The 24,730-nt window shown below is 65.4% G+C and carries 28 protein-coding genes; 17 read left to right on the plus strand and 11 right to left on the minus strand.

Annotated elements, in window-relative coordinates; translation table 11 throughout:
* The first annotated feature begins 18 nt into the window (after nt 1–18).
* Both TQ98_RS26835 and TQ98_RS26840 read left to right on the plus strand, forming a co-directional pair.
* The gene (locus TQ98_RS26835; protein ID WP_044873376.1) at nt 19–1,095 is read left to right on the plus strand and encodes an aminopeptidase; all 1,077 of its coding nucleotides are present in this window, start codon (nt 19–21) and stop codon (nt 1,093–1,095) included.
* A gap of 57 nt (nt 1,096–1,152) precedes the next feature.
* Entirely contained in the window at nt 1,153–1,386 is a 234-nt protein-coding gene (locus tag TQ98_RS26840) for a DUF1161 domain-containing protein (RefSeq protein ID WP_044873377.1), read from the plus strand.
* A 72-nt stretch (nt 1,387–1,458) separates the two neighbouring features.
* Here TQ98_RS26840 and TQ98_RS26845 read toward each other — a convergent pair whose 3' ends face one another.
* Together TQ98_RS26845 and TQ98_RS26850 are read right to left on the minus strand one after the other, a co-directional pair.
* Nucleotides 1,459–2,103 (minus strand): HAD family hydrolase, encoded by a 645-nt coding sequence (locus tag TQ98_RS26845; protein ID WP_044873378.1) that lies wholly within the window; start codon nt 2,101–2,103, stop codon nt 1,459–1,461.
* A 4-nt stretch (nt 2,104–2,107) separates the two neighbouring features.
* Nucleotides 2,108–2,653, minus strand: a complete 546-nt coding sequence (locus TQ98_RS26850) for a gamma carbonic anhydrase family protein (protein WP_044873379.1) — start codon at nt 2,651–2,653, stop codon at nt 2,108–2,110.
* A 112-nt stretch (nt 2,654–2,765) separates the two neighbouring features.
* On the opposite strand from TQ98_RS26850, the gene prlC reads away from it, so the two are divergent.
* From prlC to TQ98_RS26875, 5 genes are all read left to right on the plus strand, one after another.
* Nucleotides 2,766–4,814, plus strand: coding sequence for an oligopeptidase A (prlC, locus tag TQ98_RS26855; RefSeq protein WP_044873380.1), 2,049 nt, complete (start codon nt 2,766–2,768; stop codon nt 4,812–4,814).
* Nucleotides 4,811–5,077, plus strand: coding sequence for a YheV family putative zinc ribbon protein (locus tag TQ98_RS26860; protein ID WP_044873381.1), 267 nt, complete (start codon nt 4,811–4,813; stop codon nt 5,075–5,077). The genes prlC and TQ98_RS26860 overlap by 4 nt, the downstream gene beginning before the upstream one ends.
* Before the next feature lie 21 nt (nt 5,078–5,098).
* Nucleotides 5,099–5,875 (plus strand): DUF1835 domain-containing protein, encoded by a 777-nt coding sequence (locus TQ98_RS26865; protein WP_044873382.1) that lies wholly within the window; start codon nt 5,099–5,101, stop codon nt 5,873–5,875.
* A 228-nt stretch (nt 5,876–6,103) separates the two neighbouring features.
* Nucleotides 6,104–7,162, plus strand: a complete 1,059-nt coding sequence (locus TQ98_RS26870; protein WP_044873383.1) for a PA0069 family radical SAM protein — start codon at nt 6,104–6,106, stop codon at nt 7,160–7,162.
* A gap of 110 nt (nt 7,163–7,272) precedes the next feature.
* Nucleotides 7,273–7,980, plus strand: coding sequence for a carbonic anhydrase (locus tag TQ98_RS26875; RefSeq protein WP_044873470.1), 708 nt, complete (start codon nt 7,273–7,275; stop codon nt 7,978–7,980).
* Between the two features lie 166 nt (nt 7,981–8,146).
* Here the strand turns inward: TQ98_RS26875 and TQ98_RS26880 are convergent, their stop codons facing one another.
* On the minus strand, nt 8,147–8,806 hold the full coding sequence (locus TQ98_RS26880) for a hypothetical protein (protein WP_044873384.1): 660 nt from the start codon (nt 8,804–8,806) through the stop codon (nt 8,147–8,149).
* A 386-nt stretch (nt 8,807–9,192) separates the two neighbouring features.
* Between TQ98_RS26880 and coxB the strand changes: the two genes are divergently transcribed.
* From coxB to TQ98_RS26900, 4 genes are read left to right on the plus strand one after another with little or no spacing between them, the layout of a single operon-like run.
* Nucleotides 9,193–10,320 (plus strand): cytochrome c oxidase subunit II, encoded by a 1,128-nt coding sequence (coxB, locus tag TQ98_RS26885; protein WP_177410199.1) that lies wholly within the window; start codon nt 9,193–9,195, stop codon nt 10,318–10,320.
* A gap of 29 nt (nt 10,321–10,349) precedes the next feature.
* Complete coding sequence (gene ctaD / locus TQ98_RS26890) at nt 10,350–11,939, plus strand: cytochrome c oxidase subunit I (protein ID WP_044873471.1); 1,590 nt, start codon at nt 10,350–10,352, stop codon at nt 11,937–11,939.
* Between the two features lies 1 nt (nt 11,940).
* Nucleotides 11,941–12,492: a cytochrome c oxidase assembly protein gene (locus TQ98_RS26895; protein ID WP_044873387.1), complete on the plus strand. Its 552-nt coding sequence runs from the start codon at nt 11,941–11,943 to the stop codon at nt 12,490–12,492.
* Between the two features lie 25 nt (nt 12,493–12,517).
* On the plus strand, nt 12,518–13,405 hold the full coding sequence (locus TQ98_RS26900; RefSeq protein WP_044873388.1) for a cytochrome c oxidase subunit 3: 888 nt from the start codon (nt 12,518–12,520) through the stop codon (nt 13,403–13,405).
* Between the two features lie 30 nt (nt 13,406–13,435).
* Here TQ98_RS26900 and TQ98_RS26905 read toward each other — a convergent pair whose 3' ends face one another.
* Entirely contained in the window at nt 13,436–13,639 is a 204-nt protein-coding gene (locus TQ98_RS26905; RefSeq protein ID WP_044873389.1) for a twin transmembrane helix small protein, read from the minus strand.
* Nucleotides 13,640–13,708: 69 nt separating this feature from the next.
* Here TQ98_RS26905 and TQ98_RS26910 point away from each other — a divergent pair, with 69 nt between their 5' ends.
* Genes TQ98_RS26910 through TQ98_RS26930 form a run of 5 tightly spaced genes read left to right on the plus strand, consistent with a single transcriptional unit; the run spans nt 13,709 to nt 17,663 of the window.
* Nucleotides 13,709–14,434, plus strand: a complete 726-nt coding sequence (locus TQ98_RS26910; RefSeq protein ID WP_044873390.1) for an SURF1 family protein — start codon at nt 13,709–13,711, stop codon at nt 14,432–14,434.
* On the plus strand, nt 14,427–14,990 hold the full coding sequence (locus TQ98_RS26915) for a hypothetical protein (protein ID WP_044873472.1): 564 nt from the start codon (nt 14,427–14,429) through the stop codon (nt 14,988–14,990). Before TQ98_RS26910 ends, TQ98_RS26915 begins: the two co-directional genes overlap by 8 nt.
* A gap of 37 nt (nt 14,991–15,027) precedes the next feature.
* The gene (locus TQ98_RS26920) at nt 15,028–16,113 is read left to right on the plus strand and encodes a COX15/CtaA family protein (RefSeq protein WP_044873391.1); all 1,086 of its coding nucleotides are present in this window, start codon (nt 15,028–15,030) and stop codon (nt 16,111–16,113) included.
* Between the two features lie 12 nt (nt 16,114–16,125).
* On the plus strand, nt 16,126–17,031 hold the full coding sequence (cyoE, locus tag TQ98_RS26925) for a heme o synthase (protein WP_044873392.1): 906 nt from the start codon (nt 16,126–16,128) through the stop codon (nt 17,029–17,031).
* Nucleotides 17,028–17,663 carry an SCO family protein gene (locus TQ98_RS26930; protein WP_044873393.1) on the plus strand — a complete coding sequence of 212 codons (636 nt, stop codon included), beginning with the start codon at nt 17,028–17,030 and terminating at the stop codon, nt 17,661–17,663. The genes cyoE and TQ98_RS26930 overlap by 4 nt, the downstream gene beginning before the upstream one ends.
* A gap of 162 nt (nt 17,664–17,825) precedes the next feature.
* Here TQ98_RS26930 and TQ98_RS26935 read toward each other — a convergent pair whose 3' ends face one another.
* The 7 genes from TQ98_RS26935 to TQ98_RS26965 form a co-directional block, all read right to left on the minus strand.
* Nucleotides 17,826–18,602, minus strand: coding sequence for a MetQ/NlpA family ABC transporter substrate-binding protein (locus tag TQ98_RS26935; RefSeq protein WP_044873394.1), 777 nt, complete (start codon nt 18,600–18,602; stop codon nt 17,826–17,828).
* Nucleotides 18,603–18,657: 55 nt separating this feature from the next.
* Nucleotides 18,658–19,323 carry a methionine ABC transporter permease gene (locus tag TQ98_RS26940; protein ID WP_044873395.1) on the minus strand — a complete coding sequence of 222 codons (666 nt, stop codon included), beginning with the start codon at nt 19,321–19,323 and terminating at the stop codon, nt 18,658–18,660.
* Nucleotides 19,323–20,330 carry a methionine ABC transporter ATP-binding protein gene (locus tag TQ98_RS26945; protein ID WP_044873396.1) on the minus strand — a complete coding sequence of 336 codons (1,008 nt, stop codon included), beginning with the start codon at nt 20,328–20,330 and terminating at the stop codon, nt 19,323–19,325. The genes TQ98_RS26940 and TQ98_RS26945 overlap by 1 nt, the downstream gene beginning before the upstream one ends.
* A gap of 164 nt (nt 20,331–20,494) precedes the next feature.
* Nucleotides 20,495–21,334, minus strand: a complete 840-nt coding sequence (locus tag TQ98_RS26950) for a PA5502 family lipoprotein (protein WP_044873397.1) — start codon at nt 21,332–21,334, stop codon at nt 20,495–20,497.
* 167 nt (nt 21,335–21,501) lie between these two features.
* Nucleotides 21,502–22,287 (minus strand): zinc ABC transporter permease subunit ZnuB, encoded by a 786-nt coding sequence (gene znuB, locus TQ98_RS26955; protein WP_044873398.1) that lies wholly within the window; start codon nt 22,285–22,287, stop codon nt 21,502–21,504.
* Complete coding sequence (gene znuC / locus TQ98_RS26960) at nt 22,280–23,080, minus strand: zinc ABC transporter ATP-binding protein ZnuC (RefSeq protein WP_044873399.1); 801 nt, start codon at nt 23,078–23,080, stop codon at nt 22,280–22,282. Before znuC ends, znuB begins: the two co-directional genes overlap by 8 nt.
* Nucleotides 23,077–23,577 carry a Fur family transcriptional regulator gene (locus TQ98_RS26965; protein ID WP_044873400.1) on the minus strand — a complete coding sequence of 167 codons (501 nt, stop codon included), beginning with the start codon at nt 23,575–23,577 and terminating at the stop codon, nt 23,077–23,079. The genes znuC and TQ98_RS26965 overlap by 4 nt, the downstream gene beginning before the upstream one ends.
* A 61-nt stretch (nt 23,578–23,638) precedes the next feature.
* On the opposite strand from TQ98_RS26965, the gene TQ98_RS26970 reads away from it, so the two are divergent.
* Nucleotides 23,639–24,553: a zinc ABC transporter substrate-binding protein gene (locus TQ98_RS26970; protein WP_044873401.1), complete on the plus strand. Its 915-nt coding sequence runs from the start codon at nt 23,639–23,641 to the stop codon at nt 24,551–24,553.
* Nucleotides 24,554–24,730: the final 177 nt, after the last annotated feature.

Here is a 24,730-nt window from a genome sequence, read left to right on the forward strand (position 1 = left end):
TTGCGCTAGTGTCGCGCCATGACGACCACCCTTCTTATCCAATTGCTTGACCGCATCCGCAGGCCCTCGGTTCCCCTGCTGGGCGCCCTGCTGCTGAGCGGTTGTTCCACCCTGGACTACTACGCCCAGCTGACCCGTGGACAGATGGCGCTGCTGAATGCGCGCCAGCCGGTCCAGTCGCTGATTGCCGACCCGGCCCAGCCCGCGGAACTGCGTCAGCGTCTTGAGCGAACACAGCAGGCACGGGCGTTCGCCAGTGCGAAGCTGGGGCTGCCGGACAACGGCAGCTACCGGGTCTACGCCGATATCCAGCGGCCTTACGTGGTCTGGAACCTGTTCGCCACGCCGGAATTTTCCCTGCAGCCGGAGACCTACTGTTTTCCGGTCGCCGGGTGCGTCGCCTACCGCGGCTATTACCAACTCGGTCGGGCACGGGGCGCCGCCGCACTGCTCCGGCAGCAGGGGCTGGATACCTGGGTTGGCGGCGTCGAGGCCTACTCCACCCTGGGCTGGTTCGACGACCCCATCCTCAACACCATGCTGCGCTGGGACGACGATCGCCTGGCCGCGCTGATCTTCCACGAACTCGCGCACCAGCAGCTCTACGTGCCGGGAGACACGGCCTTCAACGAGTCGTTCGCCAGCTTCGTCGAGCGCGAGGGGCTGCTGCAGTGGCAGGCCAGCCGTGGTCAGGCCGTGAAAGACGACATCGAAACCAAGCGCCGCGATGCCCTGACCCGCCTGGTGCTGGAGGCCCGCGAGCGCCTGACGAGGCTGTACGCCAGCGACCTTCCGGCGGATCGGATGCGCCGCGCCAAGGCCGAGGAATTCGAGCGTCTGCGCCGCGACTACCGGGCGATGAGGGATCGCGACTGGGGTGGTTTCAATCGCTTCGATGCCTGGATGGAAGGCCCGATGAACAACGCCAAGCTGCTGCCCTTCGGCCTCTACGACCAGTGGGTGCCGGCATTTGCCGCGCTGTTCCAGGAAGCGGGCGGGGACTGGGCAACCTTCTACCAACGCGCGCGAGTGCTGGGTGAGCTGTCTCAGGAAGAGCGCACACGGACACTGGAAAGGCTGAAGGCGACCCGCTAGAACTTGCCTGGCGGGCCGTCAGTCAAACGGCCAGGACAACAAGGAATGGAGTAGGCGATGAAGAAAGTTGCTGTAGTCCTGATGCTGGGCGCGCTGTCGGGTACCGCCTTCGCGGCACCGAAGTCTTGCGAGGAGCTGAAGCAGGAAATCGAAGTGAAGATCCAGGCCGCTGGGGTCACCAGCTACACGCTGGAGATCGTTCCCAACGACGAGGTGAAGGACCAGAGCATGGTGGTCGGCTCCTGCGAGAACGGCACCAAGAAGATCATCTACCAGCGCAACGGGGATTGATGCCGGCGCTGGGCTGAACCCTCCAGGGGCGAATGAATTCGCCCCTGTACGTGATCATTCGGCCCCGGCCCCTCAACCAAACGCCCGGTCCAGATCCGCCAGGCTGGCGAAGTAATAGACCGGCGACTCTCCCAGCAGCTCTTCGCGGCTGCCGAAGCCATAGCCCACCCCCGCCCCGTGCAGCCCATTGCGGCTGGCGCCGATCAGGTCGTGCTTGCGGTCGCCGATCATCAGGGTATCGGCGCGGTCCAGGCCTTCTTCCTCCAGCAGGTGGGCGATCAGCTCCACCTTGTTGGTGCGGGTGCCGTCCAGTTCGCTGCCGTAGATGTGCTTGAAGTGCCGGTCGAAGCCGAAGTGCCGGGCAATTTCCTTGGCAAAGACCGTCGGCTTGCTGGTGGCGATATAGAGCGTGCGGCCCTGTTCGCTCAGCCGCCCGAGCAGCGCTTCGATCCCATCGAACACACGGTTCTCGTAGAGCCCGGTGACCTTGAAACGGTCGCGGTAGTGATTCACCGCTTCCCAGGCGCGCGCCTCGCTCAGGCTGTAGCTCTGCATGAAGCACTGCAGCAGCGGCGGGCCGATGAAGTGCTCCAGGTTCTTCAGGTCCGGCTCGTGGATATCCAGCTTGGCGAGCGCGTATTGGACCGAACGGGTGATGCCCTCACGCGGGTCGGTGAGGGTGCCGTCGAGGTCGAAGAGGATGTTCTGGTAGTGCATCGCCTCAGACTCCGTAGCCTTCCTCGATGTGCAGATCCTTCAGCTTCACGTAGTTCGCTGCGCTGTAGGTGAAGAAGGCCTTTTCCTTGTCGGTCAGCGGACGGGCCTGCTTCACCGGGCTGCCGACGTAGAGGTAGCCGCTTTCCAGGCGCTTGCCCGGCGGCACCAGACTGCCGGCGCCGAGCACCACGTCGTCCTCGATCACCGCGCCGTCCATCACGGTGCTGCCCATGCCGATCAGCACCCGGTTGCCCACCTTGCAGCCATGCAGCAGGGCCTTGTGGCCGATGGTCACGTCGTCGCCGATTTCCAGCGGGTAGCCATCCGGGTTGAACGGCCCGGCGTGGGTGATGTGCAGCACGCTGCCGTCCTGCACGCTGGTGCGCGCGCCGATGCGGATGCGGTGCATGTCGCCACGAATGGTGACGAGCGGCCACACCGAGCTGTCGTCGCCCAGATGGACGTCGCCGATGACCACGGAGGAAACGTCGACGAAGACTCGCTCGCCGAGCTGTGGGGTGATGCCCTGGTAGGTTCTGATCGGGTTCATAGAGATTCCTGAGGCTGCGTCAGCCCGCGATTGTAATTAAGATGACCGGCATTCGGGCTGTATCTCGTTTCGTTGTCCAGCCCGCGCCCCTCCCCGAACACAGGTGAATGCCGTGACCCTGAGCAATCCCCTCCTGCAAGACTTCGATCTGCCGCCCTACTCCACCATTCGTCCGGAACATGTCGAACCGGCCGTCGACCAGATCCTCGCCGACAACCGCGTCGCCATCGCCGAGCTGCTGGCGCGCCAGGATGGCACACCGACCTGGAAAGGCCTGGTGCTGGCGCTGGACGAACTGGGCGAGCGCCTGGGTCGCGCCTGGAGCCCGGTGAGCCACCTGAATGCCGTGTGCAACAACGCCGAATTGCGCAGCGCCTACGAGGCCTGCCTGCCCAAGCTGTCCGAGTATTGGACCGAGCTTGGCCAGAACCGCGAACTGTTCCAGGCCTACGAGGCCCTGGCCAACAGCCCCGAAGCCGCCGGCTTCGAGGTGGCGCAGAAGACCATCCTCGACCACGCCCTGCGCGACTTCCGTCTGTCCGGCATCGACCTGCCGGCCGACAAGCAGCAGCGCTATGGCGAAATCCAGATGAAGCTGTCCGAGCTGGGCAGCCGTTTCTCCAACCAGCTGCTGGACGCCACCCAGGCCTGGACCAAGGAGGTCCTCGACGAAGCGGCGCTGGCCGGCCTTACCGACTCGGCCAAGGCCCAGATGAAACAGGCCGCCGAAGCCAAGGGACTGGGCGGCTGGCTGATCACCCTGGAATTCCCCAGCTACTACGCGGTGATGACCTACGCCGACGACCGCGCCCTGCGTGAAGAGGTCTACACCGCCTACAGCACCCGCGCCTCCGACCAGGGCCCCAACGCCGGCCAGAACGACAACGGCCCGGTGATGATGGAAATCCTCGACCTGCGCCAGGAACTGGCCCAGCTGCTGGGCTTCGAGCACTTCTCCGACCTGAGCCTGGCCACCAAGATGGCCGAGTCCACCCCGCAGGTGCTGGGCTTCCTCCGTGACCTGGCCAAGCGCAGCAAGCCGTTCGCCGCCAAGGACCTGGAAGAGCTCAAGGCCTTCGCCGCCGAGCGTGGCGTGGCTGACCTGCAAAGCTGGGACGTGGGCTATTTCAGCGAGAAGCTGCGTGAGCAGCGCTACAGCATTTCCCAGGAAATCCTGCGCGCGTACTTCCCCATCGACAAAGTGCTGTCCGGTCTCTTCACCATCGTGCAGAAGCTGTACGGCATCGAGATCAAGGAACTCTCCGGCTTCGACACCTGGCACCCGGACGTGCGCCTATTCGAAATCAGCGAGAACGGCCAGCACGTCGGCCGCTTCTTCTTCGACCTCTACGCCCGCTCCAACAAGCGTGGCGGTGCCTGGATGGATGGCGCCCGGGACAAGCGCCGCAATGCCCATGGCGATCTGATCAGCCCGGTGGCCAACCTGGTCTGCAACTTCACCCCGGCGGTGGGCGACAAGCCGGCCCTGCTGACCCACGACGAGGTCACCACCCTCTTTCACGAATTCGGCCACGGTCTGCACCACCTGCTCACCCGTGTCGAACATGCCGGCGCCTCTGGCATCAACGGCGTGGCCTGGGACGCGGTGGAGCTGCCCAGCCAGTTCATGGAGAACTGGTGCTGGGAGCCGGAAGGCCTGGCGCTGATTTCCGGTCACTACCAGACCGGCGAAGCCCTGCCCCAGGACCTCCTGGACAAGATGCTGGCAGCGAAGAACTTCCAGTCCGGCATGATGATGGTGCGCCAGCTGGAGTTCTCCCTGTTCGACTTCGAACTGCACGCCACCCACGGTGACGGCCGTGCCGTGCTCGATGTGCTCGAAGCGATCCGCGACGAAGTGGCGGTGATGCGCCCGCCGGCCTTCAACCGCTTCGCCAACAGCTTTGCGCACATCTTCGCCGGCGGTTACGCGGCCGGTTACTACAGTTACAAGTGGGCGGAAGTGCTGTCCGCCGATGCCTTCTCCCGCTTCGAGGAAGAAGGCGTGCTCAACCCGGCCACCGGCCGCGCCTTCCGCGACGCCATTCTGGCCCGTGGCGGCTCTCAGGAACCGATGGTGCTGTTCGTCGACTTCCGTGGTCGCGAACCCTCCATTGACGCCCTGCTGCGCCACAGTGGCCTCTCGGAGGATGCCGCATGACGACGACCACGAAGCGCTTCATCGCCGGGGCTGTCTGCCCGGCCTGCAGCGAGATGGACAAGATCCGGATGTGGGACGAAGACGGCGTGCCGCACCGCGAATGCGTGGCCTGCGGCTACACCGACACGCTCAACGCCCAGGGCCAGTCCGTGCCCAAGGAGCTGGGTACGCGGGTCAACCAGGTGAAGCCCAAGCCGGCCGATCCGAAGGTGCAGGGGGTGCAGTTCTTCCCCAATCCCAAGCTGAAGAAGCCCAGCGAGTAACCCGAACGCCAAGGAGGGCTCATGTGGCATCTGGTGTGCGGCGATGTGGCGGCGGTCGGTGTTCGCCGGGTGATTGGCGATGCCGTGGCCGACGCACATCTTCGCGTGCTGCGTGATGACCTGGCGGTAGGCCCGCTGGTGGACATCGACCAGCCCCCCTGCGCCGCTCGCGCGCAGTATTGGCTGGCGGTCTGGCCGAGTGCGGTGACGCCCCGGCCGGATTTCGCCAGCGGCCTTTGCGCCGATGCCGACTGGCTCGCCGGGCTGCAACAGCAGGATCAACCGGTCACCGTCTGGCATGGCGACAGCTGCTCCGAACAGCTGTTGCTGGCCCGTGTAGCCGCTGCACTGGAAGGCAGTGACCTACCGCTCTGGGAGGTGGCTTGCGGCACCGGCGACAGCCGTGTCCAGCGGCGCCGCGCCGTGGGCATGATCGAGCCTTCGGTTCTGAGTGATTACTACCTGCCACGGCAAATCGATGCCGGGCGCCGGTCCCGGCTGGCCGCACAGTGGCACGCTGCCGTGGCCGCCAACGCGGATATCCGCCGCTGGCGCGACGACGATTTCCATGGAGAGGACCACAGCCTGGTGGATGCCGTGCTGCTTGCCGCCTGTACCCCCGACTGGCAACCGCTGCCTCGCGTGATGGCTGAGCTGATGGGACACAACGACGGCTTCTTCGCCACGGACTTCTTCACCCTATGGCGCGCCCGTGAACTGGCCGCCAAGGGGTGCATCGAACTGGGTGGTAACGCCGGTCAGCACGGCTACGGTGGACTGATGGTCCGTCTCGCGTAGGTTGGCGCTGAGCGTAGCGAAGCCCAACGCCCAAGGCCGAGACCGTGCACTGTTGGGCCTCGCGGAGCTCGGCCCAACCTACGGGAAGCCTGCTCTCGTGGGAGCGAATTCATTCGCGATGGGGCAGCGAAGCGGGCCGGGATCGACTTGTGCCGCTCGGCAGACAGGGCTAGGCGTCGGAAAGATCTGCATATACTGTATGAATATACAGTTTGTGAGGTTCATCCCATGCCTGCCCCTCTCCCGCCCCGTGGCCGCGGCACGGCCAGCAATCCTTTCAACCGTTTTGCGCCGACCACGTCAGTGGCGATGGACGATGGCTGGTTCCAGGAGGTCCCGCCCAGCCGTGCGACCGAGGTCCGGCAGGAAACCGCGAAGAGCATCATCACCCGCAACCAGTCGCCGGACCTGCCGTTCGACCGCTCGGTGAACCCCTACCGGGGCTGCGAGCATGGCTGCATCTACTGCTACGCCCGGCCCAGCCACGCTTACTGGGACATGTCGCCGGGGCTGGATTTCGAGACCCGGCTGATCGCCAAGACCAACGCCGTCGCCCTGCTCGAACAGCAGCTGTCCAAACCCGGCTACCAGTGCGCGCCGATCAACCTCGGCTCCAACACCGACCCCTACCAGCCCATCGAGCGCGAATACCGCCTCACCCGCCAGACCCTCGAAGTGCTGCTGCGCTACCGCCACCCGGTGACCATCGTCACCAAGGGTTCGCTGGTACTGCGTGACCTCGACCTGCTCACGCAACTGGCGGAACAGAACCTCGTGGCGGTGATGATCAGCCTCACCACCCTGGACGACGAACTGAAGCGCATCCTCGAACCCCGTGCCGCCGCGCCTTCGGCCCGACTGCGGGCCATCCGCGTGCTGCGGGAGCATCACATTCCGGTGGGTGTGCTCTGTTCGCCGATGATTCCGATGATCAACGACATGGAGCTGGAAGCCCTGCTGGAGGCGGCCCGGGATCAGGGTGCGCGGCAGGCGTCCTACCTGCTGCTGCGATTGCCTCGGGAGGTCGGGCCGTTGTTCGAGGAATGGCTGCAGGCGCATTACCCGCAGCGGGCCGCCCATGTGATGAGCATCATCCGCCAGTGCCGGGGCGGTGAAATCTACGACAGCCGTTTCGGCCACCGCTTCAAGGGCGAGGGCCCCTTCGCCGAGCTGCTGGCACAGCGTTTTGCCGTGGCCATTCGCAAGCTTGGGTTGAACCGACGTCGGGACTATGAACTGGATTGTTCACGCTTCTGTCCACCCGGTGGCCAGATGGCGTTGCTCTGAGTTGTGACTCGGCAGCCTGTAACGACAGTCCTGTAGGAATTCAAATGCCGGCAATCAGTGGATAATGATCGGCAGACCAGACAATTCCTACGATGACCGAGGTTGGCAGCATGAGCAACGAGCACGACAAGCAACGTGGTGAGAGTGCGGAAGAGGCCCTGCGGAACATAGTCGATGGCTTCCAGCGGTTCCGCGACGAGGTCTTCCCGCAGCAGGAGGCGTTGTTCAAGAAGCTCGCCCACGAGCAGAAACCTCGCGCCATGTTCATTACTTGCGCCGATTCGCGCATCGTTCCCGAGCTGATCACCCAGAGTTCGCCCGGCGACCTGTTCGTCACCCGTAACGTCGGCAACGTGGTACCGCCCTACGGTCAGATGAACGGCGGCGTCTCCACCGCCATCGAGTTCGCCGTCATGGCCCTCGGCGTGCACCACATCATCATCTGCGGCCATTCCGACTGCGGCGCCATGAAGGCGGTGATGGACCCGCAGACCCTGGAGCGCATGCCCACCGTAAAGGCCTGGCTGCGCCACGCTGAAGTGGCCAAGGTGGTGGTCCAGGAAAACTGCGGTTGCGCCAGCCACGAATCCCTGGCGGTGCTGACCGAAGAGAACGTGGTGGCCCAGCTCGACCATCTGCGTACCCATCCCTCGGTGGCGGCGCGCCTGGCCAGCGGCCAGCTGTTCATCCACGGCTGGGTCTATGACATCGAGACGTCCGTCATCAAGGCGTATGACGCCGAACAGGGCCGCTTCCGTGTCATTGGCGACGGCCCGCTGCCGATGGCCACGCCAAAGCCGCGCTACCAGGCTGAGTGATGAAGAAAGGGGCTGCCGAGGCAGCCCCTTTCTATTTCGCGGATGGGCAGCGGCCTACAGTCACCCCTCTCCCATTGGGAGAGGGGGCGGGGTGAGGGAGGGCCGGCTTCGCTCGGTGCTTTTTCGCGAATGAATTCGCTCCTACGGGTGGCTTTGGGGGCGAACTTCAACCTGCTGCGCGCTGCCCCTGGTTCAGCTGCAACTCGACGCCCAATTGCTGCGACAGGCAAGGCCAGCGCTTCCAGGCCGCCTCCACCTTGGGGTCGTGCAGTTGCTGGCGGTAGGCCTGGGCCGAGGGCAGGCTGAACACCTCGTCATCCAGCAGGCCGTCCACAGCGTGATGCACGGCCTCGTCCAGCTGGTTGGCGAAGGGTTCGCCGATCAGCGCGTGGGCGATCAGGTTGGCCACCGTGGTATCCAGCGGGATCAGCGGCTGGCCGAAATGCACGATGTAACGGTCGTTGACTTCCTCTACCAGGCGATGGGCCAGGTAGGCCTCGTCGAGCAGGCCTTCCAGGCCGTTGTGACCGGTCATCACGGCCGGAGGCTGGAGGAAGAACTGCTCGGCCACCTGCAGCACCGGCTTGATCCGCACCTCGATCCCGGCTTCGCGGGCGACATTGGCGGCGGCATCCAGCACGTCGGGGACCTGTTCCACATAAGCGGCGATGAAGCGGGCAAGCACGCCCTGGGCATCCTCTGCCGGCAGGCGAATGGCGGGGTGCAGGCTGGCGACCTGGGATTCCAGTATCCGGGCCAGTTGGGCGGAGGCGGCTTCGTGTTGTAGGGCGCGCTGGATGACTTCGCGCAGTGCGGCGGTGTTCATGACTGCTCCTGAAAAGGACATGGCGGTTGCAGGTGAATGAAAAGTTGAAGACAAGACCTTAGCTCGCTCAGCGGAACTGCTAAGACCGGATTGTCATAATTTCTTCGCAGTTATGCGGGCAGGCTATAAAGGCACTTTGCCATTTGCTTCCAGCCCGCGCCAGCCGTGGCCTTTAGAACAAGGCTTGCGCGGATTCGGCTATTTCCCCGGTCGCGTTGCGCACCGAAAGTCCCTGTCTATACTCCGACTCGAAAGGCATTACCTGATGGAACCCGACTGTGCACCTGCGTGCCGAGGTCGGCGGTCCGAGTGTGGTAGTCCGGACAGCCGTCCCCAAGCCGTTGGCCCAGCCGGCGGGATAACAAGAACGAGAAGGGGAACCCGCAATGATGCGACATCCACGAGTCTGGATGGGACTCCTGCTGTGGTTTGTTTTCTGCCAGGCGGAGGCTGCCTGGACAGTCAACATGGCGCCCGGGGCAACCGAGGTCAGCCGCACCGTATTCGATCTGCACATGACCATCTTCTGGATCTGCGTCGTCATCGGCGTACTGGTCTTCGGTGCCATGTTCTGGTCGATGATCATCCACCGTCGCTCCACCGGCCAGCAGCCGGCGCATTTCCACGAGAGCACCACGGTGGAAATCCTCTGGACCGTCGTGCCCTTCGTCATCCTCGTGCTGATGGCGGTGCCGGCGACCAAGACCCTGATCGACATCTACGACACCTCCGAATCCGGTCTGGATGTACAGGTCACCGGTTACCAGTGGAAATGGCACTACAAGTACCTGGGCCAGGACGTGGAGTTCTTCAGCAACCTGGCCACGCCCAGCGAGCAGATTCACAACAAGGCGCCCAAGGACGAGCATTACCTGCTGGAAGTCGACCAGCCGCTGGTGGTGCCGGTGGGCACCAAGGTGCGCTTCCTGATTACCGCCGCCGACGTGATCCACTCCTGGTGGGTGCCGGCGCTGGCGGTGAAGAAGGACGCCATCCCCGGCTTCGTCAACGAATCCTGGACCCGCATCGAGAAGCCCGGCATCTACCGTGGCCAGTGCACCGAGTTGTGCGGCAAGGATCACGGCTTCATGCCGATCGTGGTCGAGGCCAAGTCCAAGGAAGACTTCGCCAAGTGGCTGGCCGCTCGCAAGGAAGAGACCGCCAAGCTCAAGGAGCTGACCGACAAGGAATGGACGCGTGAGGAGTTGGTGGCGCGTGGCGACAAGATCTACCACACCACCTGCGCAGCCTGTCACCAGCCTGAGGGCCAGGGCTTGCCACCCATGTTCCCGGCACTCAAGGGCTCGAAGATCGCCACCGGTCCCAAGGCCGATCACCTGAACATCGTCTTCCACGGCAAGCAGGGCACTGCCATGGCCGCCTTCGGCAAGCAGCTGTCCGAAGTCGACATTGCCGCCGTCATTACCTACGAGCGCAACGCCTGGGGCAACAACATGGGCGACATGGTGACTCCGAAGGAAGTGCTGGCCCTGAAACAGGGGGAAGGCCAATGAAGAAGACACCGGCCTATATGGAGACGGACATGAGTGCAGTGATCGATCACGATCATGCCGGACATGATCACCATCACGGTCCCGCCAAGGGCCTGATGCGCTGGGTGCTCACGACCAACCACAAGGACATCGGCACGATGTACCTGTGGTTCAGCTTCACCATGTTCCTGCTGGGCGGGTCCATGGCGATGGTGATCCGCGCCGAGCTGTTCCAGCCCGGCCTGCAGATCGTGCAGCCGGAGTTCTTCAACCAGATGACCACCATGCATGGTCTGATCATGGTGTTCGGTGCCGTGATGCCGGCCTTCGTCGGCCTGGCCAACTGGATGATCCCGCTGATGATCGGCGCGCCGGACATGGCCCTGCCGCGGATGAACAACTTCAGCTTCTGGCTGCTGCCGGCCGCCTTCGGCCTCCTGGTCAGCACGCTGTTCACCGCAGGCGGCGGACCCAACTTCGGCTGGACCTTCTACGCGCCGCTGTCCACGACCTACGCGCCGGAAAGCGTCACCTACTTCATCTTCGCCATCCACCTGATGGGCATCAGCTCGATCATGGGCGCGATCAACGTGATCGCCACCATCCTCAACCTGCGCGCCCCGGGCATGACCCTGATGAAGATGCCGCTGTTCGTCTGGACCTGGCTGATCACCGCCTTCCTGCTGATCGCGGTGATGCCGGTGCTGGCCGGTTGCGTGACCATGATGCTGATGGACATCCACTTCGGCACCAGCTTCTTCAGCGCGGCCGGTGGTGGTGATCCGGTGCTGTTCCAGCACGTGTTCTGGTTCTTCGGCCACCCCGAGGTGTACATCATGATCCTGCCCGCCTTCGGTGCGGTCAGCTCGATCATCCCGGCCTTCTCGCGCAAGCCGCTGTTCGGCTACACCTCGATGGTCTACGCCACCGCGTCCATCGCCTTCCTCTCCTTCATCGTCTGGGCGCACCACATGTTCACCGTGGGCATCCCGCTGACCGGTGAGCTGTTCTTCATGTTCGCCACCATGCTGATCGCCGTGCCCACCGGGGTGAAGGTGTTCAACTGGGTGACCACCATGTGGGAAGGCTCGCTGACCTTCGAGACGCCCATGCTGTTCGCCGTGGCCTTCGTCATCCTGTTCACCATCGGCGGTTTCTCCGGGCTGATGCTGGCCATCGCCCCGGCGGACTTCCAGTACCACGACACCTACTTCGTGGTGGCGCACTTCCACTACGTGCTGGTGCCCGGCGCCATCTTCGGCATCTTCGCCTCGGCCTACTACTGGCTGCCGAAGTGGACCGGCCACATGTACGACGAGACCCTCGGCAAGCTGCACTTCTGGATGAGCTTCATCGGCATGAACATGGCGTTCTTCCCCATGCACTTCGTGGGGCTGGCGGGCATGCCGCGGCGGATTCCGGACTACAACCTGCAGTTCGCCGACTTCAATATGATCTCGTCCATCGGTGCGTTCACCTTCGGGGCCACCCAGTTCCTCTTCCTGTTCATCGTCATCAAGTGCATTCGTAGCGGCAAGAAAGCCCCGGCCAAACCCTGGGACGGTGCCGAGGGCCTGGAGTGGACGGTGCCATCGCCGGCGCCCTACCACACCTTCACCACGCCGCCGGAAGTGAAGTGAGATGAACGGGGAAATGAGCACTCGCCGCCTGATCCCGCGCCTGCTGGTGCTGGTGGTGGCGATGTTCGGCTTCGGTTTCGCCCTGGTGCCGATGTACGACGTGATGTGCCAGGCGTTCGGCATCAATGGCAAGACCACTGGATCGGCCTACGAAGGCACCCAGACCGAAGACCAGCAGCGCCAGGTGCGGGTGCAGTTCCTCGCCACCAACGCGGCGGGGATGAGCTGGGAATTCCGCCCCAAGGCGGACGACCTGGTGGTGCACCCGGGGGCGAGCAACGAGATGCTGTTCATCGCCTTCAACCCCACCGACAAGCCGATGACGGCCCAGGCCATCCCGAGCGTGGCGCCGTCCAAGGCTGCGGCGTTTTTCCACAAGACCGAATGCTTCTGTTTCACCCAGCAGGTCCTGCAGCCCGGCCAGCGCATCGAGATGCCGGTGCGCTTCATCGTCGACCGCGACCTGCCGGCCGATGTGCATCACCTGACCCTCGCTTACACGCTGTTCGATATCACTGCCCGCCAGCCACCCGTCGCCAGGAATGGCGGCTGACGGGCCGATAAGGAGAACAACAACAATGGCAAGTCACGAGCACTATTACGTACCCGCCCAGAGCAAGTGGCCGATCATCGCCACGATCGGCATGCTCACCACGGTCTACGGCGTGGGCACCTGGTTCAACGACCTCAAGGCGGCTCGTCCCGAATCCAACGGGCCGATCATCTTCTTCGTCGGCGGCTTGATCCTGGCCTACATGCTGTTCGGCTGGTTCGGCAACGTGATCCGCGAGAGCCGGGGCGGCCTGTACAGCGGGCAGATGGACCGTTCCTTCCGCTGGGGGATGAGCTGGTTCATCTTCTCCGAGGTGATGTTCTTCGCCGCCTTCTTCGGCGCCCTCTTCTATGTGCGCCACTTCGCCGGCCCCTGGCTGGGCGGCGATGGTGCCAAGGGCATCGCCAACATGCTCTGGCCGAACTTCGAATACGCCTGGCCGCTGCTGAACAACCCGGATTCCAAGCTGTTCCCGCCACCCAAGGCGGTGATCGATCCGTGGCACCTGCCGCTGATCAACACCATCCTGCTGGTGAGCTCCAGTTTCACCGTGACCTTCGCCCACCATGCTCTGCGCAAGAACAAGCGCGGTCCGCTCAAGGCCTGGCTGGCGCTGACCATCCTGCTGGGCGCGACCTTCCTGAGCTTCCAGGCCGAGGAGTACATCCACGCCTACAGGGAGCTGGGGCTGACCCTGGGCTCGGGCATCTACGGCGCCACTTTCTTCATGCTCACCGGCTTCCACGGTGCCCACGTGACCCTGGGCGCGCTGATCCTGACGGTGATGCTGGTGCGCATCCTGCGCGGCCACTTCGACCCCGACCACCACTTCGGCTTCGAGGCGGCGGCCTGGTATTGGCACTTCGTGGATGTGGTGTGGATCGGCCTGTTCACCTTCGTCTACGTGCTGTGAAGGCGGTGGCTGGAGGCGGGGGTCTCTGGCTTACCAGGTGACATGAGAAACGAACTGGCCGCTGTAGAAACCCCAGGCGATGAGTGCCAGGGTCCCGGCGGCCAGGATTACACGAACCGTTAACGCATTGACCACGCGGGAGCTGCGGCCTTCGTCCTTGACCAGGAAGAAAAGACCGCTGAACAGGCTCACCACGGTGGCGAGCAGCATGAGGACGATCGCAGCTTTCAGCATGCGTGACTCCGGGGGAAGGGGGATGTTGTGCAGTATAGCCAGCCCTGTTCAGCCTCACGGAAGGCGCCCATGAGCGTTTTCCGGCCGGGACTCGCGCCCACGCTGGTGGTGCTGGCGCTGCTGCCCGTGCTGCTGGGCCTGGGGTTCTGGCAGCTGTCCCGCGCCGAGGAAAAACGCCAGCTGCTGGCTGCGGCCGAGGCACTGCGCATCGCTGGTCCCATCGGCCTCGACTCCCTGGCCTCCCATCCCGATCCCGCCTGGCTGCGCGTGCGCCTGCACGGCCATTTCGATGCCGACCACAGCCTGCTGCTGGACAGCCGCATCCGCGACGGCAAGGCCGGCGTCGAGCTGCTGCAACCCTTTCAGGATGCTGGCGGCCAATGGGTCCTGATCAACCGTGGCTGGCTGCCCTGGCCGGACCGCCGCATCCCGCCGGCCTTCGACACCCCAGCCGGCGAGCTGGATCTGGTCGCCTGGGTCTACGTGCCACCGGGCGCCGCATTCGAACTCAAGCACCTGGAAACCTCGGGCTGGCCGCAGCTGGTCAACCAGGTGGATGCCGCCGCGTTCTGGCAGCACCTGGGGCGCGATGGCCTGCCCCTGGAGCTGCGCCTGGAAGAAGGCCCGGCAGGCTACCGCACCGACTGGCCGGTGGTGGCCATGGGGCCGGAAAAGCACATCGGTTACGCCGTGCAGTGGTTCGCCCTGGCGGCGGCCCTGCTCGGCCTCTTCATCTATTACGGACTGCGCAAAGGACGGGAGAACAACCATGAACCCAGCACTCGCCATGCCTGAGGCCGCGCCGCCGCGCCGTCGTGGCCGCATCCAGCTGCTGCTGATCCTGATGGTGGTGATCGGCCCGATGATGCTCGCCACGGCCATGTACAAGTTCAGCTTCTGGGTGCCGGAAGGGCGCAGCTTCCACGGCGCCCTCATCGGCAATGGACAGACCCTCGCCGACCTCGGCGTGCAGGACGCCGCACCGCAGGACACCTGGCAACTGCTGGTCACCGCGCCGGCCGGCTGTGAGGCCGACTGTCAGGCGCTGGTGTACGTCGCGCGGCAGATCCACATCGGCCTCGGCCGCGACGCGTCCCGCGCCACTCACGCCCTGGCCGTCACCGAGGTGCGGGCCGACTACGCCGACACGCTCAAACAGGAATACCCGCAATTGAAACGCTACGGCCTGGATGCGGTCACCTACGGTAAGGCCACCGAGAACCTCGGCGGTGCCCAGCTGTGGATCGTCGACCCCCACGGCAATCTCGTTCTGCGCTACGACGGCACCACGAAGGGCAAGCAGATCCTCAACGACCTGCGCCACCTGCTGAAGCTTTCCAATATCGGTTGATCGACCCCTTTCTCCGGAAAGGTGAGGAGCGGCTGCTGTGGATACCTACAAGAACCGGCCCGGATTCCGCCTTGCCCTGTTCGCCACCCTGCTGGCGCTGGTGGTGGTGTTGCTGGGCGCCTACACCCGCCTGACCCACGCCGGCCTCGGCTGCCCCGACTGGCCCGGCTGCTACGGCTTCATCAGCGTGCCCGAGACGGAGGCTCAGCTGGCCCACGCCGAGGCCAACTTCCCCCATGCACCGGTGGAAGCGCAGAAGGGCTGGAACGAGATGGTCCACCGCTACTTCGCCGGCACCCTCGGGCTGCTGATCCTTGGCCTCGCCGTCCATGCGCTGCGCCAGCGCGGCCGGGATGGCCAGCCGCTCAAGCTGCCGCTGGTGCTGCTGGGCGTGGTGATCGCCCAAGCCGCCTTCGGCATGTGGACGGTCACCCTGCAACTCTGGCCCCAGGTGGTCACCGCCCATTTGCTGGGCGGCTTCACCACATTGTCCTTGCTGCTCTTGCTCAGCCTGCGGCTGTCCAACGCCTTCCCGCCCCTGGCGCTGCCCGCGCGGCTGCGGCGCTGGGCGGCACTGGGGCTGGCGCTGGTGATCGGGCAGATCGCCCTGGGTGGCTGGGTCAGCTCCAACTACGCGGCGGTCGCCTGTGTCGACCTGCCCACCTGTCATGGCCAGTGGTGGCCGGCGATGGACTTCGCCAACGGCTTCCACCTGACCCAGCACATCGGCCCCAACTATTTGGGCGGGCAACTGGACAGCGACGCCCGCACCGCCATCCACCTGACCCACCGCCTCGGCGCCCTGGTCGTCACCCTGGTGCTGCTGGCGCTGGCCTGGCAGCTGCGGGGCGCTGGCCTCAAGGGACTGGCCGGGTTGCTGCTGGCGGCCCTGTGCCTGCAGGTGGGCCTGGGTATCAGCAACGTGATCTTCCACCTGCCGCTGCCGGTGGCGGTGGCCCACAACGGTGGCGGCGCCCTGTTGCTGCTGGTGCTGGTTTCAGTGAATTACCGGGTGCGCAGCCCGGCCCTTCATGTAGGAGCGAGCTCTGCTCGCGAAAGAGGGGAAACCGGGGATTCGCGAGCAGAGCTCGCGTCTACGGTGCTCACCTCGCACAGCAAATAAGGAGAACACGCCATGGCCACTCTGCTCAGCCAAGGACACAGTGAGGTCCGCGCCAGCTGGCGCGATTACCTGGAACTGACCAAGCCCAAGGTGGTGGTGCTGATGCTGATCACCTCGCTGGTCGGCATGTTCCTCGCCACCCGCGCCGGGGTGCCGTGGGAGGTGTTGCTGTTCGGCAACCTCGGCATCGGCCTCTGTGCCGGCGCGGCGGCGGCGGTCAACCACGTGGTGGACCGGCGCATCGACTCGATCATGGCGCGGACCCTCAAGCGCCCGGTGGTGAATGGCCGGGTATCGCCGGTGGCCGCCCTCAGCTTCGCCTTCGTCCTGGCGGTGGCCGGGCAGGCTCTGCTGCTGGCCTTCACCAATGAGCTGACTGCCTGGCTGACCCTGGCCTCGCTGGTGGGTTATGCGGTGCTCTACACCGGCTTTCTCAAGCGCGCCACACCGCAGAACATCGTCATCGGCGGCCTCGCCGGCGCCGCGCCGCCGCTGCTGGGCTGGGTCGCCGTCACCGGCCATCTGTCCGCCGAGCCGCTGCTGCTGGTGCTGATCATCTTCGCCTGGACCCCTCCGCATTTCTGGGCGCTGGCCATCCATCGCAAGGCCGAATACGCCAAGGCCGACATCCCCATGCTGCCGGTGACCCATGGCGAGCACTACACCAAGGTGCACATCCTGCTCTACACCCTGGTGATGTTCGCCGTGAGCCTGCTGCCCTACGCGATCCACATGAGCGGTGTGCTGTACCTGGCCTGCGCCGCGGTCCTCGGTGCGCGCTTCCTGCAGTGGGCCTGGGTGCTGTACCGTGACAGCAGACCGCACGCGGCGATCAAGACCTTCAAGTACTCTATCGCCTACCTTTTCCTGCTGTTCATCGCCCTGCTGGTGGACCACTACCTGTTGCTGAACCTATGACCAGAATCCAGAAAACCGTCTTCGTCCTCGTTGCCATCGTCGCCCTGGTGCTCGGCCTTACCGTGCACCGGGTGCTGACCAGCGAGGGCCAGGCCGACCCCACCAAGCTGCTGGATGCCGGCATCGTCCTGCTGCCCCAGAGCCGCACCTTGCCGGAGCTGGCCATGGTCGACCAGAACGGCGAGAAGGTCCTGGTGGACCAGCTCAAGGACAAGTGGAGCCTGGTATTCTTCGGCTACACCTTCTGCCCGGACGTCTGCCCCACCACCCTGGCGCAGATGCGTGAACTGAAGGGCCTGTTGCCGCAGCAGGCGCAGGACAACCTGCGCTTCGTCTTCGTCAGCATCGACCCGAACCGCGACACCCCGCAGCAGATCAAGCAGTACCTGAACTACTTCGACCCGAGCTTCGTCGGCGTCACCAGCGACCTGCCCACCCTGCAGAAGCTGGCCAACGCGGTGAGCATCCCCTTCATCCCGGCCGACACCAGCAAGGAAAACTACACCGTGGACCACAGCGGCAACCTGGTGGTCCTCGGCCCGGATGGCACCCAGCGCGGCTTCATCCGCTCGCCGCTGAACAACCAGAAGCTCAAGGAGCAGCTGCCGGGGCTGGTGGCGCCGAAGAGCTGACGCGAATCGGGCGTACTGCGCAGGGTGCGCTGCGCGCACCGAAATCCTGGCACGGGGCTCCTGGTGCGCACGGCGCACCCTACGATCAAGCCAGGCGCGCTAACCAGACGCCCACAAAAAAGCCCGCTCACTGAGCGGGCTTTTTCATTCAACCGGATGCGATCAGAACGCCGGCACCACGGCGCCCTTGTACTTCTCCTCGATGAACTTCTTCACCTCGGGGCTGTGCAGGGCCTTGGCCAGTTTCTGCATGTCGGCGTTGTTCTTGTTGTCCTCGCGGGCTACCAGGATGTTCACGTAGGGCGAGTCGGAACCTTCGATCACCAGGGCGTCCTTGGTGGGGTTCAGCTTGGCTTCCAGGGCGTAGTTGGTGTTGATCAGCGCCAGGTCCACCTGGTTCAGCACGCGCGGCAGGGTGGCGGCTTCCAGTTCGCGGATCTTGATGCCCTTCGGGTTCTCGACGATGTCCTTCGGGGTGGCGGTGATGCTGGTGTTGTCTTTCAGCTTGATCACGCCGGCCTTGTCCAGCAGCAGCAGGGCGCGGCCGCCGTTGGTGGCGTCGTTGGGGATGACCACCTGGGCGCCTTCGGGCAGCTCGGCCAAGGACTTCACCTTGCTGGAGTAGGCGCCGAAGGGCTCCACGTGCACGCCGGTCACGGATTCCAGCTTCACCTTGGTCTTGCGAGCCTTGTTGAACTCGTCGAGATACGGCTGGTGCTGGAAGAAGTTGGCGTCCAGGCGGCCTTCGGCGACCTGCACGTTGGGCTGCACGTAGTCGGTGAAGACTTTCACCTGCAGGTCCACGCCTTCCTTCGCCAGCTGTGGCTTGATGAATTCGAGGATCTCCGCGTGGGGCACCGGCGTGGCGGCCACTTTCAGGGTGTCGGCCTGGGCGGAGAGGGCGGAGAGGGCGGCGAAGGCCACCAGCAGTTTTTTCATGAGCGGCTCCTTGTGGGAAGTCATCGGGCCGGCGCGGGCAGGCGCCGGCGGCAGGTCATTTACGGGAGAAGTGCACCACCAGCTTGTCGCCGACGGTTTGCAGGATCTGTACGAGCACCAGCAGCAGGACGACGGTGACCACCATCACGTCGGTCTGGAAGCGCTGGTAGCCGAAGCGGATGGCCAGGTCGCCGAGACCGCCCGCGCCCACCACGCCCGCCATGGCGGTGTAGGACACCAGGGTGATGGCGGTGACGGTGATGGCGGCGAAGATGCCCGGTCGGGCTTCCGGCAGCAGGGCGTTCCAGATGATCTGGCGGGTGGTCGCGCCCATGGCCTGGGTGGCTTCGAGGATGCCCCGGTCCACCTCGCGCAGGGCGGTTTCCACCAGGCGCGCGAAGAACGGCGTAGCGCCCACCACCAGCGGCGGGATGGCCCCGGCGACACCCAGGGAGGTGCCGGTGACGAACACGGTGAAGGGGATCATCACGATCAGCAGGATGATGAAGGGCAGCGAGCGCAGTACGTTCACCACCAGCGACAGCAGGGCGTAAACGGCCTTCTGTTCGAACAGCTGGCGCGGGCCGGTGAGGAACAGCAGCACGCCGAGCGGCAGGCCCAGCAGCACGGTGAACAGCAGCGAGCCACCCAGCATCAGGAAGGTGTCGAGGGTGGCGAGCCAGATTTCGTACCAGTCGATATTGGCGAGCAGGGCGTCCATCAGCGCAGGATCTCCAGGTGCACGTCCGCCTCGCGGAAGCAGCCAAGCGCGGCGTCGATGTCGCCGCCGGTCAGGGCCAGGGTCAACTGGCCGTAGGGGGTGTCCTTGATCCGGTCGATACGGCCGGCCAGGATGCTGTAGTCCACGCCGGTCTGGCGAGCCACGGTGCCCAGCAGCGGGGCGTAGGTGGCTTCGCCACGGAAGGTCAGGCGCAGGATGCGGCCACTGACGTGGGCGAAGTCATCGTGCTGCTCGCCTTCGTCCACCTGCTCGTCCTCCAGCACGAAGCGCTGGGTGGTGGCGTGTTGCGGGTGCAGGAACACGTCGGCTACCGGGCCTTGCTCAACGATCACGCCGCCATCCATCACGGCCACGCGGTCGCAGACGCGACGGATCACGTCCATCTCGTGGGTGATCAGGACGATGGTGAGGTTGAGTTCGCGGTTGATCTCGGCCAGCAATTGCAGCACCGAGGCAGTGGTCTGCGGGTCGAGGGCGCTGGTGGCTTCGTCGCAGAGCAGGATCTTCGGCTGGGTGGCCAGGGCGCGGGCAATGCCGACGCGCTGCTTCTGGCCGCCGGACAGCTGCGCCGGGTACTTGCGGGCGTGGTCGCTGAGGCCGACGCGGGCCAGCAGTTCGGCCACGCGGCGATCGATCTCGGTGCGGGACAGTTCGCCGGCCAGCTTCAGCGGCAGGGCGACGTTGTCGGCCACGGTCTTGGAGGACAGCAGGTTGAAGTGCTGGAAGATCATCCCGACGCGCTGACGGAAGCGGCGCAGGCCCTCGCTGTCGAGGGCGGTGATGTCTTCGCCTTCGATGACGATGCGACCGCCGGTGGGTTCTTCGAGGCGGTTGATCAGGCGCAGCAGGGTGCTCTTGCCGGCGCCCGAATGGCCGATCAGGCCGAACACTTCGCCGCGCTGGATGGCGAGGTCGGTTGGCTGCAGGGCCGGGATTTCGCGGCCTTCGACGCGGTACGCCTTGTGGACGTTATGGAATTCGATCACTGCGGAAACCTTGTGGGTTCGTCGTTAGCCGGAACGGCTAAAAACCGGCAAGTTTACCTGCTGGCACATAGGCACAGAAAATCTTTATGGACCTATGGCTATAGCATCAGGGAATAAGCGACAGACGGACTCCGACTAGTCTAGACGCCGTCCAGCCCGCGCGTTCAGTGGCGCGGGCTAAGTACCAGGCGCGGCACCTGGTCGGGGTTCAGGGCCTGGCTGTACTGCGCCTTGAAGCCGGGGTCGAGCTTTTTCACGCGGGCCGAGAGCAGGGCGGCGACCCAGGGATAGTCCTTGGCTTCGCGCACCTGGATTTGCACGGCGCAGTCGTGGGCGACGATGTCGGCCGCCACGCCGTCCAGCAGGCGACGCAGGTTCTCGTTGTCGTCGCGATCCAGCATGGGCATCTCCACCAGCGGCGTCAGGGCACGCAGCGGCTTGGCCGGCTGGGGCTTCTCACCCTGGGGCGCGTTGGGCAGGGCGGTCTGGGCCTGGATGGCGGCAGCCTGGCGCTCGGCTGCTTCGCGGAGCTGGCGGGCGTGTTCCAGGCGCGCGGCGTTTTCCTTGGCGGCAGCGGCTTCGGCGGCGCGGCGGCCTTCTTCGGCCTTGGCTTCGGCGGCCTCCCGGGCCTTGCCGATGGCACCGTCCAGCCCGGTGGTCAGGGCCGGGGCCTGGGGCATCAGGCTGCGGGCGTGGCTCAGGGACTTGGCGGCGTTGTCCAGGTCGCCTTGTTGCAGGGCGTTCTGGCCACGGGTCAGCCAGGCATCGGCCAGCTGGCGCTGATACTGCTCCAGGCGGGTATCGCCGGCGGCAGTGCTTTCCAGAACCTTGAGGCGGCCTTCGGCCTCGGTGAGCTTGCCCTCGGCAATGTCCTGATCGAGATGTCGGAAGCTGGTGACCAGTCCGTCGGTTGGCACTTCGGCGGTCTGCTGGGCGGTCTGGCAGGCAGCCAGCAGCAGGGAAAAGGCGACAACAGGCAGGCAACGAGTGGCGAAAAGCTTCATTCCGGCGGGTCCCTGATTGAGCAAAAAGCGCGCGATTCTACACTGCCGTGCCAATCAGGACAAAAAACAAGGGCAAATCGGACAGGAGAATGGCAGTTCCGGAGGCTATCCAGACGCCCTGGGAGCGAGCCTGCTGGCGATCAGGCTCGCTGCGTCGCTGGCGTGGGTCAGGCGCGTCGCGGCAGGGCGAAGCTGCAGAGGAACAGGCTGGCGGCGGAAACCACGATGGACGGGCCGGCCGGGGTGTCCTTGAACCAGGACAGCGCCAGGCCGGCGCACACCGCCACCAGGCCCAGCAGGCTGGCGCCCAGGGCCATCTGCTCCGGGCTGCGGGCGTGACGCTGGGCGGCGGCTGCCGGAATGATCAGCAAGGACGTGATCAGCAGCACGCCGACGATCTTCATGGCGACGGCAATCACCACGGCGATCAGCAGCATCAGGGCGAGGCGGATGGCGGCCACCGGCAGGCCTTCGACCCGCGCCAGTTCCTCGTGGACGGTGATCGCCAGCAACGGCCGCCACATGGGGATCAGCACCAGCAGCACCAGGGCACTGCCGCCGAGGATCCAGGCCAGGTCGGTGCAGCTCACGGCCAGCAGGTCGCCGAACAGGTAGCCCATCAGGTCGATACGCACTTCACTCATGAAGCTCAGGGCCACCAGGCCCAGGGACAGCGTGCTGTGGGCGAGGATGCCCAGCAGCGTGTCCGAGGCCAGGGGCTGGCGCTGTTGCAGGGTCACCAGCAGCACGGCCAGCAGCACGCAGCCGACGGTCACCGCCAGGGTCGGGCTGACGTCCAGCATCAGGCCGAGGGCCACGCCGAGCAGGGCGGCGTGGGACAGGGTGTCGCCGAAATAGGCCATGCGCCGCCAGACCACGAAGGATCCGAGGGGGCCGGCCACCAGGGCCAGGGCGAGGCCGGCGAGCAGAGCGTTGAGCAGAAAATCAGCCATGGTTGCAGTCGGGGCCGTGCTTGTGGACGGGAGTGAAACGGGTGCCGCTGGGGAAGGGCGTCTTCACCACTTCGCCGTGCAGGTCGTGGGCATGGTCGTGGTGGTGGTGGTAGACGGCGAGGCTCTTGGCGTCCTGGCCGAACAACTCGACGAAGGCCGGGTCGCCGCTGACCTGCTCGGGGTGGCCGGAGCAGCAGACATGGCGGTTGAGGCAGACCACCTGGTCGGTGGCGCTCATCACCAGGTGCAGGTCGTGGGACACCATCAGCACGCCGCAGCCGTGGCGGTCGCGCAGGCGGGTGATCAGGCGGTAGAGCTCGGCCTGGCCGGCGACGTCGACGCCTTGCACCGGTTCGTCCAGCACCAGCAGCTCGGGCTCGCGCAGCAGTGCGCGGGCCAGCAGCACGCGCTGCAATTCGCCGCCGGAGATGTTCTGCAGCGGGCTGTCGATCACGTGGGCGGCGCCCACCTCGTCCAGTGCGGAAAGGGCGGCCTTGCGGTCAACGCCGGGCACCAGGCGCAGGAAGCGCAGCACGGTCAGCGGCAATGTGGCGTCGACCTGGAGCTTCTGCGGCATGTAGCCGATGTGCAGGCGCGGTTTGCGCCAGACGTCGCCCTTGTCCGGCTTGAGCAGGCCGAGCACGGTCCGCACCAGGGTGGTCTTGCCGGCGCCGTTGGGGCCGATCAGGGTGACGATTTCCCCGGCTTTCACGGCCAGGTGCACGTCCTGCAGTACAGGTTGGCCGGCGAAGTCGACGCCAACCTTCTCGAGGCGGATCAGGACATCGCTCATGGGGTCACCTGGCAACTGGCGCAGAGACCGACGATCTCCACGGTCTGGCCCTCGACGACGAAGCCCACGGCCTTGGCGCTGTCTACGATGGCCTGGCTGATGCTCTGCTGCTCCAGTTCGATGGCGGTCTGGCAATTGCGGCAGATGAGGAATTGGCCCTGGTGCGCTTCGCCAGGATGGTTGCAGCCGACGAAGGCGTTGAGGGACGCGATGCGGTGCACCAGGCCGTTCTCCAGGAGGAAATCCAGGGCGCGGTAGACCGTGGGCGGCGCGGCCCGGCGGCCATCTTCCTCGGTCAGCACGCCGAGGATGTCGTAGGCACCCAGCGGCTTGTGGCTCTGCCAGACCAGCTCCAGCACGCGTTTGCGCAGGGCGGTCAGGCGCAGGCCCTCGCGGCTGCAGATGGCATCCGCCTCGGCGAGGGCGTTGGAGACGCAATGGGAATGGTCGTGGGGGCGACAGGCCAGGGGGGCTTTCGCGCTGATCGGCTTGAGCATGGCGGCGACGTCTGGATAAAGAGACGTTATTCTATAACTCTTTTCCCGCCGAGTCTTTGCCGTGCTCCGACTATTCGTCTCCCTGTTCCTCAGTGCCTGCGCCCTGTCGGCCCAGGCCGACGTCCGCCTGCTCACCAGCATCAAGCCGCTGCAGTTGATTGCCGCCGCCGTGCAGGACGGCGCCGGCCAGCCCGACGTGCTGCTGCCCCCCGGCGCCTCTCCGCACCAGTACGCCCTGCGCCCGTCCGATGTGCGCCGGGTTCGTGAGGCGGACTTGTTCTACTGGATCGGCCCCGACCTGGAAGGTTTCCTGCCCCGTGTGCTGCAAGGCCGCGACAAGCCCAGCGTGGCCCTGCAGGGCGAACCCGGCCTGACGCTGCGCCACTTCGAGGCGTTGCACGACGAGCACGAAGGCGAGCAGGACGAACACGAGCACGATCATGACCATCGCCCTGGCTCCCTGGACGCCCACCTCTGGCTGCTGCCGGCCAACGCCCGGGTGATCGCCGCGCGCATGGCCGCCGACCTGGCTGCCGCCGATCCGGCCAACGCCGCTCGCTACCAGGCCAACCTGAAGGCCTTCGATGCGCGTCTCGACCAACTCGATGCCGGCCTCAAGCCGCGCATGGCCAAGGTCGCGGGCAAGCCCTTCTTCGTCTTCCACGAGGCCTTCGACTATTTCGAGTCGGCCTACGGCCTGCGCCATGCCGGCGTGTTCAGCGTCGCCGCCGAGGTGCAGCCCGGTGCCCGGCATGTCGCCGCCATGCGTGAGCGCTTGCAGAAGGCTGGCCCCAGTTGCGTGTTCAGTGAACCGCCGGTGCGCCCGCGCCTGGCCGACACCCTTACCAGCGGCCTCTCGGTACGCCTCGCCGAGCTGGACGCCCTGGGCACGAACGCGCCCGTGGCCGCCAATGGCTACGAGACCCTGCTGCAGAATCTGGGCGACGGCCTGGCGGGGTGCCTGGAAGCGCTTTGATCTCGACCGTAGGGTGCGCTGTGCGCACCAAGGCCGGCGTCAAGGTTACCGGGCGGTACACGCCTGGGCTCCGACTGGTGCGCATGGCGCACCCTACCGTTCTGCGCCATGCCAGCGAGGGGCAGCACCCCGCCTGCTAAGGTGAGAGAGGGGCCGCGGGCCGCATTGATGAGGATC

The sequence above is a fragment of the Pseudomonas sp. LFM046 genome (assembly GCF_000949385.2).
Taxonomy (GTDB): Bacteria; Pseudomonadota; Gammaproteobacteria; order Pseudomonadales; family Pseudomonadaceae; genus Metapseudomonas.

What these genes read in the sequence shown, in the direction of transcription:
- TQ98_RS26935 (WP_044873394.1), bottom strand. Translation starts at nt 18,602, where the DNA reads ATGAAAAAACTGCTGGTGGCCTTCGCCGCCCTCTCCGCCCTCTCCGCC.
- znuC (WP_044873399.1), bottom strand. Translation starts at nt 23,080, where the DNA reads ATGAGCGATGTCCTGATCCGCCTCGAGAAGGTTGGCGTCGACTTCGCC.
- TQ98_RS26845 (WP_044873378.1), bottom strand. Translation starts at nt 2,103, where the DNA reads ATGCACTACCAGAACATCCTCTTCGACCTCGACGGCACCCTCACCGAC.
- TQ98_RS26965 (WP_044873400.1), bottom strand. Translation starts at nt 23,577, where the DNA reads ATGCTCAAGCCGATCAGCGCGAAAGCCCCCCTGGCCTGTCGCCCCCAC.
- TQ98_RS26840 (WP_044873377.1), top strand. Translation starts at nt 1,153, where the DNA reads ATGAAGAAAGTTGCTGTAGTCCTGATGCTGGGCGCGCTGTCGGGTACC.
- TQ98_RS26875 (WP_044873470.1), top strand. Translation starts at nt 7,273, where the DNA reads ATGAGCAACGAGCACGACAAGCAACGTGGTGAGAGTGCGGAAGAGGCC.
- TQ98_RS26860 (WP_044873381.1), top strand. Translation starts at nt 4,811, where the DNA reads ATGACGACGACCACGAAGCGCTTCATCGCCGGGGCTGTCTGCCCGGCC.
- TQ98_RS26910 (WP_044873390.1), top strand. Translation starts at nt 13,709, where the DNA reads ATGAGCGTTTTCCGGCCGGGACTCGCGCCCACGCTGGTGGTGCTGGCG.
- TQ98_RS26915 (WP_044873472.1), top strand. Translation starts at nt 14,427, where the DNA reads ATGCCTGAGGCCGCGCCGCCGCGCCGTCGTGGCCGCATCCAGCTGCTG.
- TQ98_RS26950 (WP_044873397.1), bottom strand. Translation starts at nt 21,334, where the DNA reads ATGAAGCTTTTCGCCACTCGTTGCCTGCCTGTTGTCGCCTTTTCCCTG.
- cyoE (WP_044873392.1), top strand. Translation starts at nt 16,126, where the DNA reads ATGGCCACTCTGCTCAGCCAAGGACACAGTGAGGTCCGCGCCAGCTGG.
- TQ98_RS26835 (WP_044873376.1), top strand. Translation starts at nt 19, where the DNA reads ATGACGACCACCCTTCTTATCCAATTGCTTGACCGCATCCGCAGGCCC.
- TQ98_RS26865 (WP_044873382.1), top strand. Translation starts at nt 5,099, where the DNA reads ATGTGGCATCTGGTGTGCGGCGATGTGGCGGCGGTCGGTGTTCGCCGG.
- znuB (WP_044873398.1), bottom strand. Translation starts at nt 22,287, where the DNA reads ATGGCTGATTTTCTGCTCAACGCTCTGCTCGCCGGCCTCGCCCTGGCC.
- TQ98_RS26895 (WP_044873387.1), top strand. Translation starts at nt 11,941, where the DNA reads ATGAACGGGGAAATGAGCACTCGCCGCCTGATCCCGCGCCTGCTGGTG.
- coxB (WP_177410199.1), top strand. Translation starts at nt 9,193, where the DNA reads ATGATGCGACATCCACGAGTCTGGATGGGACTCCTGCTGTGGTTTGTT.
- TQ98_RS26905 (WP_044873389.1), bottom strand. Translation starts at nt 13,639, where the DNA reads ATGCTGAAAGCTGCGATCGTCCTCATGCTGCTCGCCACCGTGGTGAGC.
- TQ98_RS26930 (WP_044873393.1), top strand. Translation starts at nt 17,028, where the DNA reads ATGACCAGAATCCAGAAAACCGTCTTCGTCCTCGTTGCCATCGTCGCC.
- TQ98_RS26850 (WP_044873379.1), bottom strand. Translation starts at nt 2,653, where the DNA reads ATGAACCCGATCAGAACCTACCAGGGCATCACCCCACAGCTCGGCGAG.
- TQ98_RS26940 (WP_044873395.1), bottom strand. Translation starts at nt 19,323, where the DNA reads ATGGACGCCCTGCTCGCCAATATCGACTGGTACGAAATCTGGCTCGCC.
- TQ98_RS26880 (WP_044873384.1), bottom strand. Translation starts at nt 8,806, where the DNA reads ATGAACACCGCCGCACTGCGCGAAGTCATCCAGCGCGCCCTACAACAC.
- ctaD (WP_044873471.1), top strand. Translation starts at nt 10,350, where the DNA reads ATGAGTGCAGTGATCGATCACGATCATGCCGGACATGATCACCATCAC.
- TQ98_RS26870 (WP_044873383.1), top strand. Translation starts at nt 6,104, where the DNA reads ATGCCTGCCCCTCTCCCGCCCCGTGGCCGCGGCACGGCCAGCAATCCT.
- TQ98_RS26900 (WP_044873388.1), top strand. Translation starts at nt 12,518, where the DNA reads ATGGCAAGTCACGAGCACTATTACGTACCCGCCCAGAGCAAGTGGCCG.